The organism is Streptomyces toyocaensis, from assembly GCF_000725125.1.
Classification (GTDB): domain Bacteria; phylum Actinomycetota; class Actinomycetes; order Streptomycetales; family Streptomycetaceae; genus Streptomyces; species Streptomyces toyocaensis.
In genome coordinates, this window is record NZ_JFCB01000031.1 from 1 (window position 1) to 15,496 (window position 15,496).

Below are 15,496 nucleotides of genomic sequence, written 5' to 3' on the forward strand. Positions count from 1 at the left end.
ACCCGAGTCGCGTCCCGCATCGGCCGACGACTGTGAGCGTGTGCCGGCGAGAGGAGGCGTCACCATGACGAAGACCGCATTCCTGCGCCCGCGAAGCGCGCCCGCCGGGCCCATGGAGTCGCTCACCGGGCTGCTGCGCGAGTGGCTGCCGCTGCAGCGCTGGTTCGCCGGAAAGGACCGGCCCGTCACCGATCTCGGTGTGCTGTCGATGACGGAGCTGTTGCCGGGCTGTCTGCACGTACTGGTGCACGCCGCTCACGGCGGTGTGCCCGCCCCCGGGGGCACCACCCCCGCCGGTGACTGCTACCAGCTCCTGCTCGGTGTGCGGGAGCACCCCTCGCCCCGGCTCGGCAAGGCGCTCATCGGCAGGGTCCTCGACGGGCGGCTGGCCGGGCTGACGGTCTACGACGCCCTCCACGATCCGCGCGCCGCCCAACTGCTCCTGGAGCGGCTGCGCCGCCCCGGCACGGCGGGGCCCCTGCGCTTCGAGTGCGACGCGTCCCAGCAGGTGCCCGCCGGACTGGTGCCGCGCCTGGTGACCGCCGAGCAGTCCAACTCCTCGCTGGTGTACGGCGACGAGTACATCCTGAAGCTGTTCCGGCGCATCCAGCCAGGGGTCAACCCGGATCTGGAGGTGCCGGGGGCGCTGGCCCGCCAGGGCTGCCACCGGGTCCCCGCCCCGGTGGCCTGGCTGCGCACCACGCACCCGTTCAAGGCGACGCTCGGTGTGCTCCAGCCGTACCTGCGCAACGCCTCGGACGGCTGGACGCTGGCCCTCGACGCGCTCGCCTCCGGTGACGACTTCACCGCGCAGGCGCACGCCCTCGGCCGGGCCACGGCGGACGTTCATCTGGCGCTGGCCTCCGCGTTCCCCGTCGGCACACCCGGGGAGAACGGGCGGACGGCGGCGGCGATGACCGAGCGGCTGACCGCGGCGGCGCACGCCGTGCCCGCGCTCCAGCCGTTCGTGCCGGGGCTGCGGGCCGCCTTCGCCGCGCTGACCACCTGCGACGCCGGGCCGCCCGCCCAGCGCATCCACGGCGACCTGCACCTGGGGCAGGTGCTGCGGGCGGGGCGCGAGTGGTTCGTCATCGACTTCGAGGGCGAGCCGTCCCGGCCGCTCTCCGAACGGCGCAGCGCCCACTCCCCCGTGCGGGACATCGCCGGGATGCTGCGCTCCTTCGACTACGCCGCCCGGCAGCGCCGCCCCTGGCGCCCGGAGTGGGCGCGTCGCTGCCGTGAGGCCTACTGCGCGGGCTACGCCGCCCGCGCCGGCTGGGACCCGCGCAAGAAGCACGGCCTGCTCCGCGCCTACGAGACGGACCGTGCCGTGTACGAGGTGCTGTACGAGGCCCGGCACCGACCCGACTGGCTGCCCGTACCCATGGCGGCGATCGAGCGCCTCGCCGTGAGAGGAGACTGAAGCCGTGGCCCTGCACGACACCCCGCTTCCCGAATCGGCCGGGCCCGCCCCGTCCGCCGCCCCCGCGGCCCCGGGGGCCGCACCCGCCCTCGACCCGTCCGACCGGGGACGCCTGCTGGCGGGTGCCCACCACGATCCGCACGCGCTGCTCGGTGCCCATCCGGTGCCCGGCGGGATCGCCTTCCGGGCGCTGCGCCCCTTCGCGCGTGAGGTGAGCGTGGTCGTCGCGGGCGAGCGCAGCCCGCTCGTGTCGGAGGGCGACGGCCTCTTCTCCGCGGTGCTGCCGCTGGACGCGATCCCGGCGTACACCCTGGCGGTGGCCTACGAGGGCGACGAGCCGGTGGAGACGCACGACCCGTACCGGTTCCTGCCCGCGCTCGGCGAGCTCGACCTGCACCTGATCGGCGAGGGCCGGCACGAGGAGCTGTGGACGGCACTCGGCGCGCACCCCATGACCCACCAGGGCGTCACCGGCACCCGCTTCACGGTGTGGGCTCCCAACGCCCTGGGGGTCCGGCTCGCCGCCGACTTCACCCACTGGGACGGCACCGCGTTCCCGATGCGCTCGCTGGGCTCGTCCGGGGTGTGGGAGCTGTTCCTGCCGGGCGTCGGCGAGGGCACCCGCTACAAGTTCGAGATCCATTCGCGCCACGGCCACCGGTTCCTCAAGGCCGACCCGATGGCGCGGCGCACGGAGGCGCCGCCGAACACGGCGTCCGTCGTGACGGCCTCGCACTACGAGTGGGGCGACGCCGAGTGGTTCGCACGGCGGGCCGAAACGCCCGTGCACGAAGCCCCGTTCTCGGTGTACGAGGTGCACCTGCCGTCCTGGCGACCTGGGCTGACGTACCGTCAGCTGGCCGAGCAGCTCCCCGCGTACGTCAAGGACCTCGGCTTCACGCACGTGGAGCTCATGCCGGTCGCCGAGCACCCCTACGGGCCGTCGTGGGGCTACCAGGTCACCGGCTTCTACGCGCCCACGGCCCGCCTCGGGAGCCCGGACGACTTCCGGTACCTGGTCGACGCCCTGCACCGGGCCGGCATCGGCGTGATCATGGACTGGGTGCCCGCCCATTTCCCCAAGGACGACTGGGCGCTGGCCCGGTTCGACGGGGAACCGCTGTACGAGCCCGGGGACTCCCGGCGCGCGGAGCACCCCGACTGGGGGACGTACACCTTCGACTTCGCCCGCACCGAGGTGCGCAACTTCCTGGTCGCGAACGCCGTGTACTGGTGCCAGGAGTTCCACATCGACGGACTGCGGGTGGACGCGGTGGCCTCCATGCTCTACCTGGACTACTCGCGCGAGGACGGCGGGTGGGAGCCCAACGCGTACGGCGGCCGGGAGGACCTCGCGGCGATGGCGTTCCTGCAGGAGATGAACGCGACCGTCTACCGGCGCTGCCCCGGCGTGGTGACCATCGCCGAGGAGTCCACGGCGTGGGGCGGGGTGACCCGGCCGACCGACACCGGCGGGCTCGGATTCGGCCTGAAGTGGAACATGGGCTGGATGCACGACTCGCTGGAGTACGTCTCCCACGAGCCGGTGCACCGCAAGTACCACCACCACGAGATGACGTTCGCGATGGTGTACGCCTACAGCGAGAACTACGTGCTGCCCATCTCGCACGACGAGGTGGTGCACGGCAAGCAGGCGCTGGTGTCGAAGATGCCCGGCGACTGGTGGCAGCGGCGCGCCAACCTCCGCGCCTACCTCGCGTTCATGTGGGCCCACCCGGGCAAGCAACTGCTTTTCATGGGGCAGGAGTTCGCCCAGGGCGCCGAGTGGTCGGAGAAGCAGGGCCCGGAGTGGTGGCTGCTCGACGACGGGTACCACTCCGCGGGCGACCACCGCGGGGTGCGGGACCTGGTCCGCGATCTCAACGCCCGCTACCGGGAGACGCCGGCACTGTGGCAGCGCGACACCGACCCGTCGGGCTTCCGGTGGGTCGCGGTGGACGCGGCGGACGACAACGTCTTCGCGTTCCTGCGCCACGACGCGGAGGGCCGGCCGCTGCTCGCGGTGTCGAACTTCTCCCCCGTGGTCCGGCACGGCTACGAGCTCGCCACCGGTGACGACGTGATCGCCTGGCGGGAGGTCCTCAACACCGACGCCGCCCGCTACGGCGGCGGAGGTGTCACCCAGCCCGGCCCGGTCAAGCCCGAGGACGGCCGCCTGCGGCTCACCCTCCCGCCGCTCGCGACGGTGTGGCTGGCACCGGTCCCTCTCTGAGGCGCGGCGACGGCGCCAGGTGTCCGGATGCCCGGGCGGGGCATCCGGGACCGTACGGCCGAGGGCCACTCGGCGTCGTCGCGGCAGGTCACAGAAGGGCGAACATCAGGTGCGCACCGTGGGAGTGGAGGAGGAGCTCCTCCTGGTCGATCCGGAGACAGGCGAACCGCGGGCGATGTCCGCGGCGGTGCTCGCCCGCGCCGAGCGGGACGACGCGGAGCAGGACGTCTTCGAGAAGGAACTGCACGAGCAGATGCTGGAGTTCGCCACGCATCCGCAGTCGTCCATGGAGAGCCTGCGCGCGGAGATCGTCCGCTGCCGCAAGGAGGCCGCCGGTCACGCCGGGGAGATCGGCTGCACCGTCGCCGCGCTCGCCACGTCGCCGCTGCCGGTGAGCCCGTCCATCGGTGTCAACCACCGCTACCAGTGGATGGAGGAGCAGTTCGGCATAGCGACCCGGGAGCAGCTCGTCATGGGCTGCCACGTCCATGTGTCCGTGGAGTCCGACGAGGAGGGTGTCGCGGTCGTGGACCGGCTGCGTCCCTGGCTGCCGGTGCTGGCGGCACTCAGCGCGAACTCGCCGTTCTGGCAGGGCAAGGAGACGGGCTACAACAGCTACCGCAGCCGGGTCTGGCAGCGCTGGCCGTCCGCCGGCCCGACGGAGCTCTTCGGCTCGCCCGAGCGCTACCACCGTCAGGTCGCCGACATGGTGGCCACCGGCGTCATCCTCGACGAGGGCATGGTCTACTTCGACGCACGGCTCTCCCAGCGGTATCCGACGGTGGAGATCCGGGTCTCCGACGTCTGTCTGCACGCGGAGACGGCGGGGCTGATCGCCACGCTCGCCCGCGGACTGGTGGAGACCGCGGCGCGCGAGTGGCGGGCGGGCAGGGAGCCGCTGGACCCCGGGGTCAGTCTGCTCCGGCTCGCCGCCTGGCAGGCGGCGCGCTCGGGTCTGGCCGGCGAACTGCTCCACCCGGAGACCATGCGGCGCATGCCCGCCGAGGCGGTGCTGCGCACGCTCCTGGACCACACCGCCGAGGCCCTGGAGGACCACGGCGACCTGGAGCGCGCACGCGAGGGCTGCGCCCGGCTGCTGCGCGACGGCAACGGCGCCCAGGTGCAGCGCGACCTGATGCGGCGCACGGGCAGCCTGAGGGACGTCGTCACGGAGTGCGTGCGGCACACCCAGGCGTGAGGGACGGGGGCGGGGTCAGAGGATGAGGATCAGGGCGTAGACCAGGAAGAACGCCGCGATCAGGATCACCAGGACGAGGATCGCGGCGAGGGGTCCCTTGGCCCAGCCCTTGGTCGGGTTGTGCGTCTCGAGCGGACCGGCCTCGGGCATGCTGCTCTCCGCGGGCGGGGTCTCGCCCGGGGGGACGCCGCCGCCCGGTTCGAGGCCGGTGCTGCGTTCCGGTTCGGGATCTGGGTTGACGTAGCTCATGGGGTCCGGGTCCCCCGAAACGGCCGAGGTCATCAGTGCGGACACACTTGTCGCGATCCCGGCGCGGGGGCGGTCCTGCTGGACTACATTCAGGCACCGCCGATGACCGTCCTCACCGGCCGCGTCACACCCCGTACCTGTCAGGAGCAGTGCATGCGCGACCTCGCTCTCGCTCCCCCGTCCGCCTCGCCCCTGGCCGGCGGTCTCGCCGACAGCCTCTTCGCGACGGCGGACGAGAACCCGACCCTGCCGATGCTCGCCCACCGCGCCGGTCCGCAGTCCTCCGTGTGGGAGGAGATCACCGCCGTTGAGTTCCGCGACGAGGTGGTCGGCCTGGCCAAGGGACTGATCGCGTCCGGGATCTCCCTGGGCGCGAGGGTGGCGATCATGGCGCGCACCCGTCACGAGTGGACCCTCCTGTGCCACGCCCTGTGGACGGTCGGCGCCGAGGTCGTCCCGATCTATCCGACCTCGTCCCGCGAGCAGGTGGAGTGGATCCTCCGGGACTCGGGCTGTGTCGCCGTGCTGGTCGAGGACGAGCAGAGCGTGATGACCGTCGGGTCGGTGTGTGCCGCGCTGCCGCGTCTGCGGCACGTGTGGCAGCTCGACTCGGGCGCGCTGGACCAGCTCGCCGCGCGCGGCGAGTTCATCCCCCTCGCCACGGTCGACTCGATGCGCCGGATCGTGCTGCCGGACTCCACGGCCGTGATCGCCTACACCTCCGGTACCTCGGGCCGTGCCATGGGCTGTGCCCTGAGCCACCGCGGGCTGGCCTACGTCTGCGACACCCTGCTGGAGGGATGGGGCCACACCGCGGCGCCGGCCGGGGAGCAGGGTGCCGTACTGGCCTTTCTGCCGTTCTCGCACGTCTACGGCTTGATGATCCAGAGCCTGTGCGTCCGCGGGGGCCTGCTGATGGGGCACGAACCCGATCTCAGCGGGGAGTCGCTGTCCTCCGCCCTGCGCACCTTCCGGCCCACCTATCTGTACGCGGTGCCGTCCCTGCTGGAGAAGATCTACAAGAACTTCCTGCGCGCGGCACATCAGCACGGGCGCGGCGCGCTGTTCGAGCGGGCCGCAGACACGGCCCGGGACTTCGCCGCCGCGGTGGAGCGGCAGCGGCTGGGGCAGGGCTCCGGGCCGGGCTTCGACCTGCGGCTGCAGCACGCCCTGTACGAGCGCACCGTCTACCGCAAGCTGCGCGCGGCGCTCGGCGGCAGGGTGCGGCGGGGCACCTCCGGCGGCTCACCGCTCAACCGCGACCTCTCCCTCTTCTACGAGGGCATCGGCGTCTACGTCCATGACGGCTACGGCCTCACCGAGACCAGCGGCGGGGTGACGATGCAGCCGTTCGGGCGGGAGAGGTCCGGCACCGTCGGCCAGGCGCTGCCGGGCACCGGGATCCGGGTGGCCGAGGACGGGGAGATCCTGGTGCGCGGGCCCTCGGTCTTCCAGGGCTACGTGGGCGACGGGGCCGCCACCCGGGCCGCGCTGCGCGACGGCTGGCTGGCCACGGGAGATCTGGGGCGGCTGGACTCCGAGGACTACCTCACGATCACCGGCCGCAAGAAGGACATCATCGTCACGAGCAGCGGCAAGAGCGTGGCTCCTGCTGCCCTGGAGCAGCGGCTGCGGATGCATCCGCTGGTCCATCAGGCGGTCGTCGTGGGCGACAACCGGCCGTGTGTGGGGGCCCTGATCACGCTGGACCCGGATTTCCTGGCGGACTGGCGGGCGGCGCTGTCCCTGCCGGGTGACGCGCCCGCCCGGGAGGCGCGTGAGGAGAACGCGCTGCGTGAGGAGATCGCGCGGGCGGTCGCGGCGGCCAACAGCAGCGTGTCGCGCTCGGAGTCGATCCGGGTGTTCCGGGTGCTGCCCGAGCCGTTCGACGTGACGAACGGCCTCATGACTCCCTCGATGAAGCTGCGCCGGGACGAGATCGTGCGGCGCTACGCGCTGGAGATCGACGCGATGTACCAGTCGCGCACCCGTCCGGGGCGGTCCCCGGCCCCGGACGACGCCTCGGGCTGGGACGACTCCGACAACGTGTTCCGCTGAACGCCCGGGACGTCTTCGGTGCGTCAGGGGTTTGTCACCCACCGCTCCCGGGCATGCGGGCGCGTAGGCTCCCCCGTCACGGGAACCCGCAGATCGGAGGACGCACAGGACGCGAACGACCGCCCCGCTGTGCGGGGGCATGGAAGGCGAGATGGCAGCCGAGCGGCATGGGGACAGGACACTGGCCGGCGAGGAGATCAGGAGCCGCACCGCCAGCTTCCCGGGGGAGCTGCACGACGTGACGGACGCACGCATGGTCGCGGAGGAGTTCCTCTTCGACCTGGCCCGCGTGTCGGCGCCGTCGGCTCCTGAGCACTGGGACGACATCCTCCTGGTGGTCACGGAACTGGCCGCCAACGCGGTCCAGTACGCTCCGGGCCCCTTCGAGCTGCGTCTGCGCAGGACGTTCGACGGGGTGCACGTCGTGATGCACGACACCAGCACCGCCGAGCCGGCCCCGCGGCCCTTCCATCCGAACAGCGGGGGCGGCGGGATCGGCTGGCACCTGATCCACACGCTGTGCGATCAGGTCAGTGTCGTCAGGGGCGACCATGGCAAGGACATCCACGTCTTCCTGCCCTGGTGAGCACGCCCTCCCGGACCGCGGGACCGGCCGCCGCACCCGGCGGCGGGCCTCAGCTCGCGGGCTCCTCCCGGGCCGGCAGCCTGTGATAGTAGTCACCGACCGCGGTGAGGTAGTCCGGGTCCATGGTCTCGCTGTCCGTCTGGAACCGGGGCGCCGCCTTCACCTCGGCCCGGCTGCACGACACCGTCACCCGCCGCTCCCCCGGGTGCACCCCTGTGACGAGGCCGACCGGGACCAGGACGCTGCGACCGAACACCCACACACCGGTGTCGACGACGAGGTGCCGCATCCCATGGTGGTCGGCCTGCCGGTCCACGTGGCCGATGGTGCCGTCGCTCGCGACGACGGTGAAGTCCGTCAGGTCCTGCTCCGGAACGCCGCTCAGGCCCGGCGCGTACGTCCAGATGCTGTCGATGGGCACTACTCGATGCCTCCCCGGTGGATGTCTGTCGTGCCGGCGGGCGGCGACGCCCGCCTTCACAGCAGCCAATACCCCTCCGGGGCCCGTGCATTCGGACGGTACGGGCCGGATGACGGGGGCGGTCGCGCCGCTCGTCCCGGCCTCCGCAAAATGCGGCCGAGTACCCTTCATAAGGGAAGACATGCACGTCCGCCGCGGATTTCCCGCACCGTTCCCGGGGTCGCCCCCGCGCTTTGTTCCCAACCGGTCGTTTGGGTTAGCCTGCGGCGTATTTCTCATCGCGCACATCCGTGAACTGCGGAAACGCGCACTGACTCTGCCGGAACGAGGGTGCGCATGACCAGCAAGAGCACCGAGGGGACCGACACGGCTCCGGGGGACGAGGAGCTGAAGCGGCTTCTCGCGGGGCTGACGGCGGTACGGGACGGGGACTTCGGTACCCGGCTGCCGGACGACGCGGACGGTCTCATGGGTGACATCGCCAAGGTCTTCAACGGCATGGTGGACCAGTTGTCGGTGTTCACCTCCGAGGTGACCCGCGTGGCCCGCGAGGTCGGCACCGAGGGGGCCCTGGGCGGCCAGGCGCAGGTGCCGGGGGTCTCGGGCACCTGGGCCGACCTGACGGACTCGGTGAACGCCATGGCGGGCAACCTCACCGCGCAGGTCCGCAACGTGGCCCAGGTGACGACGGCCGTCGCCAAGGGCGACCTGTCCCAGAAGATCACCGTGGACGCCCGCGGCGAGATCCTCGAACTCAAGAACACCATCAACACGATGGTCGACCAGCTCTCCGCCTTCGCCGACGAGGTCACCCGCGTCGCCCGCGAGGTCGGCACCGAAGGACGCCTCGGCGGCCAGGCCGACGTGCAGGGGGTGAAGGGGACCTGGCGCGATCTGACCCACTCGGTGAACTTCATGGCCGGCAACCTCACCGGCCAGGTCCGCAACATCGCGCTGGTGGCGACGGCCGTCGCCAAGGGCGACCTGTCCCAGAAGATCACCGTGGACGCCCGCGGCGAGATCCTCGAACTCAAGAACACCATCAACACGATGGTCGACCAGCTCTCCGCCTTCGCCGACGAGGTCACCCGCGTCGCCCGCGAGGTCGGCACCGAAGGCCGCCTCGGCGGCCAGGCGCAGGTGCGGGGTGTCTCCGGCACCTGGAAGGACCTCACCGACAACGTCAACGTGATGGCGTCCAACCTGACCGGTCAGGTCCGCTCCATCGCCCAGGTCGCGTCCGCCGTGGGCCGGGGCGACCTGTCGCAGCGGATCAGGGTCGAGGCCGCGGGCGAGGTCGCCGCGCTGGCCGACGTCATCAACACGATGGTGGACACGCTGTCGGCCTTCGCCGACGAGGTCACCCGCGTCGCCCGCGAGGTCGGCACCGAGGGACGCCTCGGCGGCCAGGCCCATGTGCCCGGCGTCGCCGGCACCTGGAAGGACCTCACCGACAACGTCAACTCCATGGCCAACAACCTCACCGGCCAGGTACGCAACATCGCGCTGGTGACGACCGCCGTGGCCAGGGGCGACCTGTCGAAGAAGATCGACGTCGACGCGCGCGGGGAGATCCTCGAGCTCAAGACCACCATCAACACGATGGTCGACCAGCTCTCCGCCTTCGCCGACGAGGTCACCCGCGTCGCCCGCGAGGTCGGCACCGAAGGCCGCCTCGGCGGCCAGGCCGAGGTCGAGGGCGTCTCCGGCACCTGGAAGCGGCTCACCGAGAACGTCAACGAGCTGGCGGGCAACCTGACCCGGCAGGTCCGCGCGATCGCGCAGGTCACCAGCGCCGTCGCCGAGGGCGATCTGACGCGCTCGATCTCCGTGGAGGCCTCCGGCGAGGTCGCCGAACTCAAGGACAACATCAACGCGATGGTGGAGTCCCTGCGCGAGACCACCCGGGCCAACCAGGAGCAGGACTGGCTCAAGACCAACCTCGCCCGCGTCTCCGGGCTGATGCAGGGACACCGCGACCTGCCCGTGGTCGCCGAGCTGATCATGGACGAGCTGGTGCCGCTGGTGTCGGCCCAGTACGGCGCCTTCTATCTCGCCGAGGAGGGTGGCACCGGCCCGGAGCTGCGGCTCGTCGGCTCCTACGGCTACCCCGACGACGACGGCCGGCCCACCCGCTTCCCCTTCGGCCGCACCCTGGTCGGCCAGGCCGCCCGCAGCCGCCGCACGATCACGGTGGACCAGCTGCCGCCGGACTACGTGACGATCTCCTCCGGGCTCGGCCAGGTGGTGCCGAGCGCGCTGGTGCTGCTGCCCATCGTGGTCGAGGGCCAGGTGCTGGGCGTCATCGAGCTGGCGTCGGTGACCCCGTTCACCCAGATCCACCAGGACTTCCTGGTCCAGCTGATGGAGACCATCGGCGTCAACGTCAACACCATCGTGGCCAACGCCCGCACCGACGAGCTGCTGACCGAGTCGCAGCGGCTCACCGCCGAACTGCAGGAACGCTCGGCGGAATTGCAGGCCCAGCAGGAGGAACTGCAGCGCTCCAACGCCGAACTGGAGGACAAGGCCGCTCTGCTGGCGTCGCAGAACCGCGACATCGAGGCGAAGAACCTGCAGATCGAGCACGCCCGCCAGGAGCTGGAGGCGCGGGCCCAGCAGCTGTCGCTGGCCTCGAAGTACAAGTCGGAGTTCCTGGCGAACATGAGCCACGAGCTGCGCACCCCGCTGAACAGCCTGCTGATCCTGGCCCAGCTGCTCGCCCAGAACCCCTCGCGCAACCTCAGCCCGAAGCAGGTCGAGTACGCCCAGATCATCCACTCGGCGGGCTCCGACCTGCTGCAGCTGATCAACGACATCCTCGATCTGTCCAAGGTCGAGGCCGGGAAGATGGACGTCACCCCCGAGCGGGTGGAGCTGCGCCGCCTCGTCGAGTACGTCGAGGCCACGTTCCGGCCCATGACCATGCAGAAGAGCCTGGACTTCACGGTGAGGACGGCCCCGGGAGCGCCGGCGGACCTGCTCACCGACGACTCCCGGCTGCGGCAGGTGCTGCGCAACCTGCTGTCCAACGCGGTCAAGTTCACCGAGCGCGGCGGGGTGGAGCTGCGGATCGAACCCGCGCCGGACGACGAGGTGCCCAGCGGTGTGCTGCGGGGCGGCCCCGTGGTGGCCTTCCGGGTGCAGGACACCGGCGTCGGCATCCAGGAACAGCACCTGGAGTCGATCTTCGGTGCGTTCCAGCAGGCGGACGGCACGACGAGCCGCAAGTACGGAGGCACGGGGCTCGGGCTGTCCATCACCCGGGAGATCGCGCATCTGCTGGGCGGCGCGGTCACCGTGGACAGCCTCGCGGGCCAGGGCAGTACGTTCACGCTGTTCCTCCCCGTGGCCCGGCCGGACTTCGAGGACCTGCTGCGGCCCACGGCGACCGCCGACCAGCGTCCGGCCGAGGTGGCGGCCGACGTGTCGTCCCGGCCGGCGGCGATCGAGTCGGGCGGCACCGGGTCCGGGCAGCGCCCCAGGCGCCTGCTCGTCGTGGAGGAACGGCCCCGGGGGCTGCTGACCCTGGTCGCGGAGAGCGTGGTCCAGGACGTCACCCAGGGCGACGGCACCTCCCGGCCGTCGGTCGACATCATCACCGCCGTCGGCGCCCAGGAGGCCGCCGGCGCGCTGGCCGCCGATCCGTGTCACTGCGTGGTGCTGGAACTCGGCATGGAGGCGGAGGTCACCCGGTTCCTCGAGGCGATGCGCGGCGACTCCGCCCTGGCGAGCGTGCCGGTACTGGTGCACAGCGGACACCGGGCCGACGCGGCGGTCGAGGAGAACGTGCGCTCCCATGCCGAGGGCACGGCCCTGGAGTTCGTGTCCAGCCTCGACGAGCTGCGCGAACGCATCGCCCTGCACCTGTCCGCCGAGGAGCCCGGCGACGTGCTGTCGCTGGTGCGCACCGACGAGGCGCACCGGCCGGCCCCGCAGACCGTCGTGGACGACTCGTTCTCGGGCCGGACCATCCTGGTCGTCGACGACGACGCGCGGAATCTCTTCGCGCTGAGCGGGATCCTGGAGCTGCACGGTTTCCGCGTGCTGCACGCGGAGAACGGCCGTGCGGGCATCGAGAGGCTCGTGGACAACCCCGAGGTGGCGCTGGTGCTGATGGACGTGATGATGCCCGAGCTGGACGGCTACGCCGCCACGGCCGAGATCCGCGCCATGCCGCAGTACGCCGAGCTGCCCATCATCGCCGTCACCGCCAAGGCGATGCCCGGGGACCGGGAGAAGAGTCTCGCCTCCGGGGCCAGCGACTACGTCACCAAGCCGGTCGACACCCAGGCCCTGATCGCCTGCGTCCGCCGCTGGCTGCCCGCATGAGCCCCGACGCAGGGCCCCGCAGCCACCGAGGAGCGTGCGCGCCATGAACACCAGGGAGCACCACGACGAGCCACGGCCCCGTGTCCGGCTCGATCCCCCGCCGACGGGGCCCGCGGGGGTGTCCGCCGACTCGCCGGTGGGCAGGCTCGCGGCCACCGTGGAGCGGCTCAGCCGTGAGGTGCGGGCGGCGCAGGCCGAGGCCGAGGGCCGGGCGCTGATCGAACTCGCCAAGGGCATCCTGGTCGAGCGGCTGGGGTGCGGTCCCGCGCAGGCGGCCCGCCAGCTCACCGAGCTGACGGAGCAGGCCGGGACGACCCAGCTGGAGTTCGCGGTCGAGGTCATCAACCAGGCCGCCCGGGACCGGATGTCGGAGGTGACGGACGCCTTCCTGGCCGCCACCCGGGCCGCCGAGCAGGCGGGGCCGGAGCCCGCCGCCGTACGGCTGCGGGCGGCCGAGAGCGGGGCCCTGGCCGCGGACGACACCCAGGCCGTGGCCGAGTCCCTCCTCGAACAGGCGCTGCGCCCACTGGGCGCGGTGGCCGTGGCGATCTGGGCGGCCGGTGCCGACGGGTCGCTCAACCTGGCGGGCAGCGCCGGGTTCTCCCCGGCCGAGGCCGCGCGCTGGTACTACGTGCCACCGGACGTGGCGACGGTCGCCCGGTGCGCCCTGGCGGAACGTGACGGCCTGTGGATCGGGTCGGCGGCCGAGCGGGGCCTGCCCAGCGTCGGCCGGCACCACTACCCGGACGGGGGCAGGGCGGCGGTGCCCGCCGGCACCGGAGGGCGCGTGTACGGCGTGCTGGAGATCGTCTGGCCCGCTCCGCTGCCCGAGCAGCCGCCGCAGATCGTCCGCCAGGTGGAGGCCCTGGCCGAGCTGTGCGCGCACACCCTGGAGACGTACACCCCACCGAGCGGCCCGGCCCGGCAGCCGCAGGAGCTGCCGGACGCCGCGGAGCTGATGGACCTGGCCGACGGGCTGTACGACCCGGCCCTCGTGCTCGTGCCGCACCTCGACCCCTCCGGGAACCTGCTGGACTTCCGCATCCAGCACGTCAACAGCCGCTTCCTGGACCCGGCCGGCCGCCCGCGGGCCATGGTCAGCGGCGCGCTGCTGCTGGAGGCGTACCCGATGGCCGCCGGGGAGAGCGAGCTCTTCCAGCGCATCGAGCGGGTGTATGCCACGGGTGAGCCGTTCCGGGCCCGGCGCATGCACCTGACCGCGCTGGTGGACCAGGTGCCGCTGTCGGCGGTCGCGGACATCAGTGTCACCCGGCACGGCGCCGGCCTGCTGTTCATCTGGCGCATCGAGGACGAGACGGCCCGCCTGGCGAGCCTGCTCCAGCACGCACAGCGACTCGGCCGGATCGGTGGTTTCGAGGAGAACCTGCTGACCGGGGAGATCACCTGGAACGAACAGCTCTTCGACCTGTACGGGCGGCCGGAGTCGAGCACTCCGGTGCCGTTGGAGGAACTGCCCGCGCACGCCCACCCGGACGACGCCGTCACCATCGGCCGTTTCCTGCGCACGCTGCTGCACCACCGGCGCCCGGCCTCGGCGGCTTTCCGGCTGCAGCGGCCCGACGGGGTGACCCGGCACATCCGGGTCGTCGCCGAGCCGGTCCTCGACACCGACGGACGGCTGCTCACCACGCGCGGCGCCTACCAGGACATCTCCGCCCAGCACTGGACGGAGGTGGCGCTGGCGGCGACCCGCGACCAGCTGGCGCACACCGAACAGCACGCCAGCGAGCGGGACCGGCTGGCGCTGCAGCTGCAGCGCGCCATCATGCCGCCCGCCCAGGCGCCGCTGCAGGTGCCGGACCTCGACGTGGCCGTCCGCTACCGGCCCGCGGAGGCCGAGCAGCTGGTGGGCGGTGACTGGTACGACGCCGTGGTGCTGCCGTCCGGCCTCGTGCTGCTGTGCGTGGGCGACGTCGCCGGTCACGGCATAGAGGCGGCGACCAGCATGGTGGTCCTGCGCAACGCGCTGCGCGGTCTCGCCATCACCGGCGCGGGCCCCGGGCAGCTGCTGTCGTGGCTGAACATCGTGGCGCACCATCTGACGGGCGCGGTCACCGCCACCGCGGTCTGCGGCCTGTACGACCCGGCCTCGTGCACCCTGAGGTGGGCCCGCGCGGGTCATCTGCCCCCGGTGCTGGTACGGGGTTCCGAGGCGGCCCCGCTGCCGCTGGTGCGCGGTCTGCTGCTCGGTGCCGTTCCGGAGGCGTCGTACGAGGAGGCGGAGGTGAAGCTGGCCGCCGGGGACAATCTGCTGATGTACACCGACGGGCTGATCGAGCGCCGGGACCTCAGCGTGGAGGAGTCCCTGACCCATCTGCTGTCCACCGCGGCCACGGTTCCGGGCACGCTCGACCAGCGGCTCGACCGCCTGCTCACGTACAGCAGGTCGGACACCGACGACGACACGTGCATCGTGGGGATCCGGGTGGGGTGAGCACGGCCGCCTCGCACCGGTCCGCGGAGCGAGGCATGAGTGGGCGATTCGGGGGTACGCGCGGCTGCGCGAACTGAAATTGATCACCTTGTTGGAGGTACTCGTGCACATTGCCCAGGACCCGTTGTCCGTCGAGGTGACGCTGCCGCGTGAGGACGTGGCCCTGCTCACCGTGGAGGGGTACTTGGACGTCGACACGGCGACCGAGTTCCAGCACCACCTGGCCAACCAGCTCCACCACGGCCGCCGGCACTTCCTGCTGGACCTGTCGGCGGTGCCCTTCATGGACTCGTCCGGCATGAACATCATCCTCCGCGTGTACCAGGAGGCGCGTGAGCTGCCGGGGAGCGTGCACATCATCTCCCCCACCCCCGCCGTGCGCCGCATCCTGGACCTGACGGGGGTGAGCATCACCGTCCCGGTCTCGGAGAGCGTCGACGAGGCCCTCGAGCGGGTCGACGCGCAGCCGCAGGGCCCGGCGTCGGAGGCCTGACGGCGACCGAGTTTCCCGGTGCCCGAGACGAGCTCGGCCCGACACGAC

10 protein-coding genes are annotated in these 15,496 nt (G+C 72.1%); 8 read left to right on the forward strand and 2 right to left on the reverse strand.

The window, feature by feature from the left end:
* Positions 1-64: 64 nt before the first annotated feature.
* From BU52_RS26485 to BU52_RS26495, 3 genes are all read left to right on the forward strand, one after another.
* Positions 65-1,423, forward strand: coding sequence for a maltokinase N-terminal cap-like domain-containing protein (locus BU52_RS26485; protein ID WP_037938889.1), 1,359 nt, complete (start codon positions 65-67; stop codon positions 1,421-1,423).
* A gap of 4 nt (positions 1,424-1,427) precedes the next feature.
* Positions 1,428-3,656, forward strand: coding sequence for a 1,4-alpha-glucan branching enzyme (glgB, locus tag BU52_RS26490; RefSeq protein ID WP_037938891.1), 2,229 nt, complete (start codon positions 1,428-1,430; stop codon positions 3,654-3,656).
* A 109-nt stretch (positions 3,657-3,765) separates the two neighbouring features.
* On the forward strand, positions 3,766-4,854 hold the full coding sequence (locus tag BU52_RS26495) for a glutamate--cysteine ligase 2 (protein WP_037938894.1): 1,089 nt from the start codon (positions 3,766-3,768) through the stop codon (positions 4,852-4,854).
* A gap of 15 nt (positions 4,855-4,869) precedes the next feature.
* Here the strand turns inward: BU52_RS26495 and BU52_RS26500 are convergent, their stop codons facing one another.
* Positions 4,870-5,103 (reverse strand): DUF6480 family protein, encoded by a 234-nt coding sequence (locus BU52_RS26500; RefSeq protein WP_037939067.1) that lies wholly within the window; start codon positions 5,101-5,103, stop codon positions 4,870-4,872.
* A 153-nt stretch (positions 5,104-5,256) separates the two neighbouring features.
* On the opposite strand from BU52_RS26500, the gene BU52_RS26505 reads away from it, so the two are divergent.
* Together BU52_RS26505 and BU52_RS26510 are read left to right on the forward strand one after the other, a co-directional pair.
* On the forward strand, positions 5,257-7,161 hold the full coding sequence (locus tag BU52_RS26505; RefSeq protein ID WP_037938896.1) for an AMP-dependent synthetase/ligase: 1,905 nt from the start codon (positions 5,257-5,259) through the stop codon (positions 7,159-7,161).
* 151 nt (positions 7,162-7,312) lie between these two features.
* Positions 7,313-7,747: an ATP-binding protein gene (locus tag BU52_RS26510; protein ID WP_037939069.1), complete on the forward strand. Its 435-nt coding sequence runs from the start codon at positions 7,313-7,315 to the stop codon at positions 7,745-7,747.
* Between the two features lie 49 nt (positions 7,748-7,796).
* On the opposite strand, the gene BU52_RS26515 is transcribed toward BU52_RS26510, so the two are convergent.
* Complete coding sequence (locus tag BU52_RS26515) at positions 7,797-8,168, reverse strand: hypothetical protein (RefSeq protein ID WP_037938898.1); 372 nt, start codon at positions 8,166-8,168, stop codon at positions 7,797-7,799.
* Between the two features lie 336 nt (positions 8,169-8,504).
* Here BU52_RS26515 and BU52_RS26520 point away from each other — a divergent pair, with 336 nt between their 5' ends.
* The 3 genes from BU52_RS26520 to BU52_RS26530 all read left to right on the forward strand — a co-directional run bounded on the left by BU52_RS26520 (position 8,505) and on the right by BU52_RS26530 (position 15,448).
* Positions 8,505-12,500, forward strand: a complete 3,996-nt coding sequence (locus BU52_RS26520; RefSeq protein WP_037938900.1) for a hybrid sensor histidine kinase/response regulator — start codon at positions 8,505-8,507, stop codon at positions 12,498-12,500.
* Between the two features lie 43 nt (positions 12,501-12,543).
* Positions 12,544-14,955 (forward strand): SpoIIE family protein phosphatase, encoded by a 2,412-nt coding sequence (locus BU52_RS26525; protein WP_037938902.1) that lies wholly within the window; start codon positions 12,544-12,546, stop codon positions 14,953-14,955.
* 103 nt (positions 14,956-15,058) lie between these two features.
* Positions 15,059-15,448, forward strand: coding sequence for an STAS domain-containing protein (locus BU52_RS26530; protein WP_037939072.1), 390 nt, complete (start codon positions 15,059-15,061; stop codon positions 15,446-15,448).
* Positions 15,449-15,496 lie beyond the last annotated feature (48 nt).

Bases quoted from the DNA above. Each gene is read 5' to 3' on its own strand.
- BU52_RS26485 (WP_037938889.1), top strand. From the start codon at position 65: ATGACGAAGACCGCATTCCTGCGCCCGCGAAGCGCGCCCGCCGGGCCC.
- BU52_RS26500 (WP_037939067.1), bottom strand. From the start codon at position 5,103: ATGAGCTACGTCAACCCAGATCCCGAACCGGAACGCAGCACCGGCCTC.
- BU52_RS26505 (WP_037938896.1), top strand. From the start codon at position 5,257: ATGCGCGACCTCGCTCTCGCTCCCCCGTCCGCCTCGCCCCTGGCCGGC.
- BU52_RS26510 (WP_037939069.1), top strand. From the start codon at position 7,313: ATGGCAGCCGAGCGGCATGGGGACAGGACACTGGCCGGCGAGGAGATC.
- BU52_RS26520 (WP_037938900.1), top strand. From the start codon at position 8,505: ATGACCAGCAAGAGCACCGAGGGGACCGACACGGCTCCGGGGGACGAG.
- BU52_RS26525 (WP_037938902.1), top strand. From the start codon at position 12,544: ATGAACACCAGGGAGCACCACGACGAGCCACGGCCCCGTGTCCGGCTC.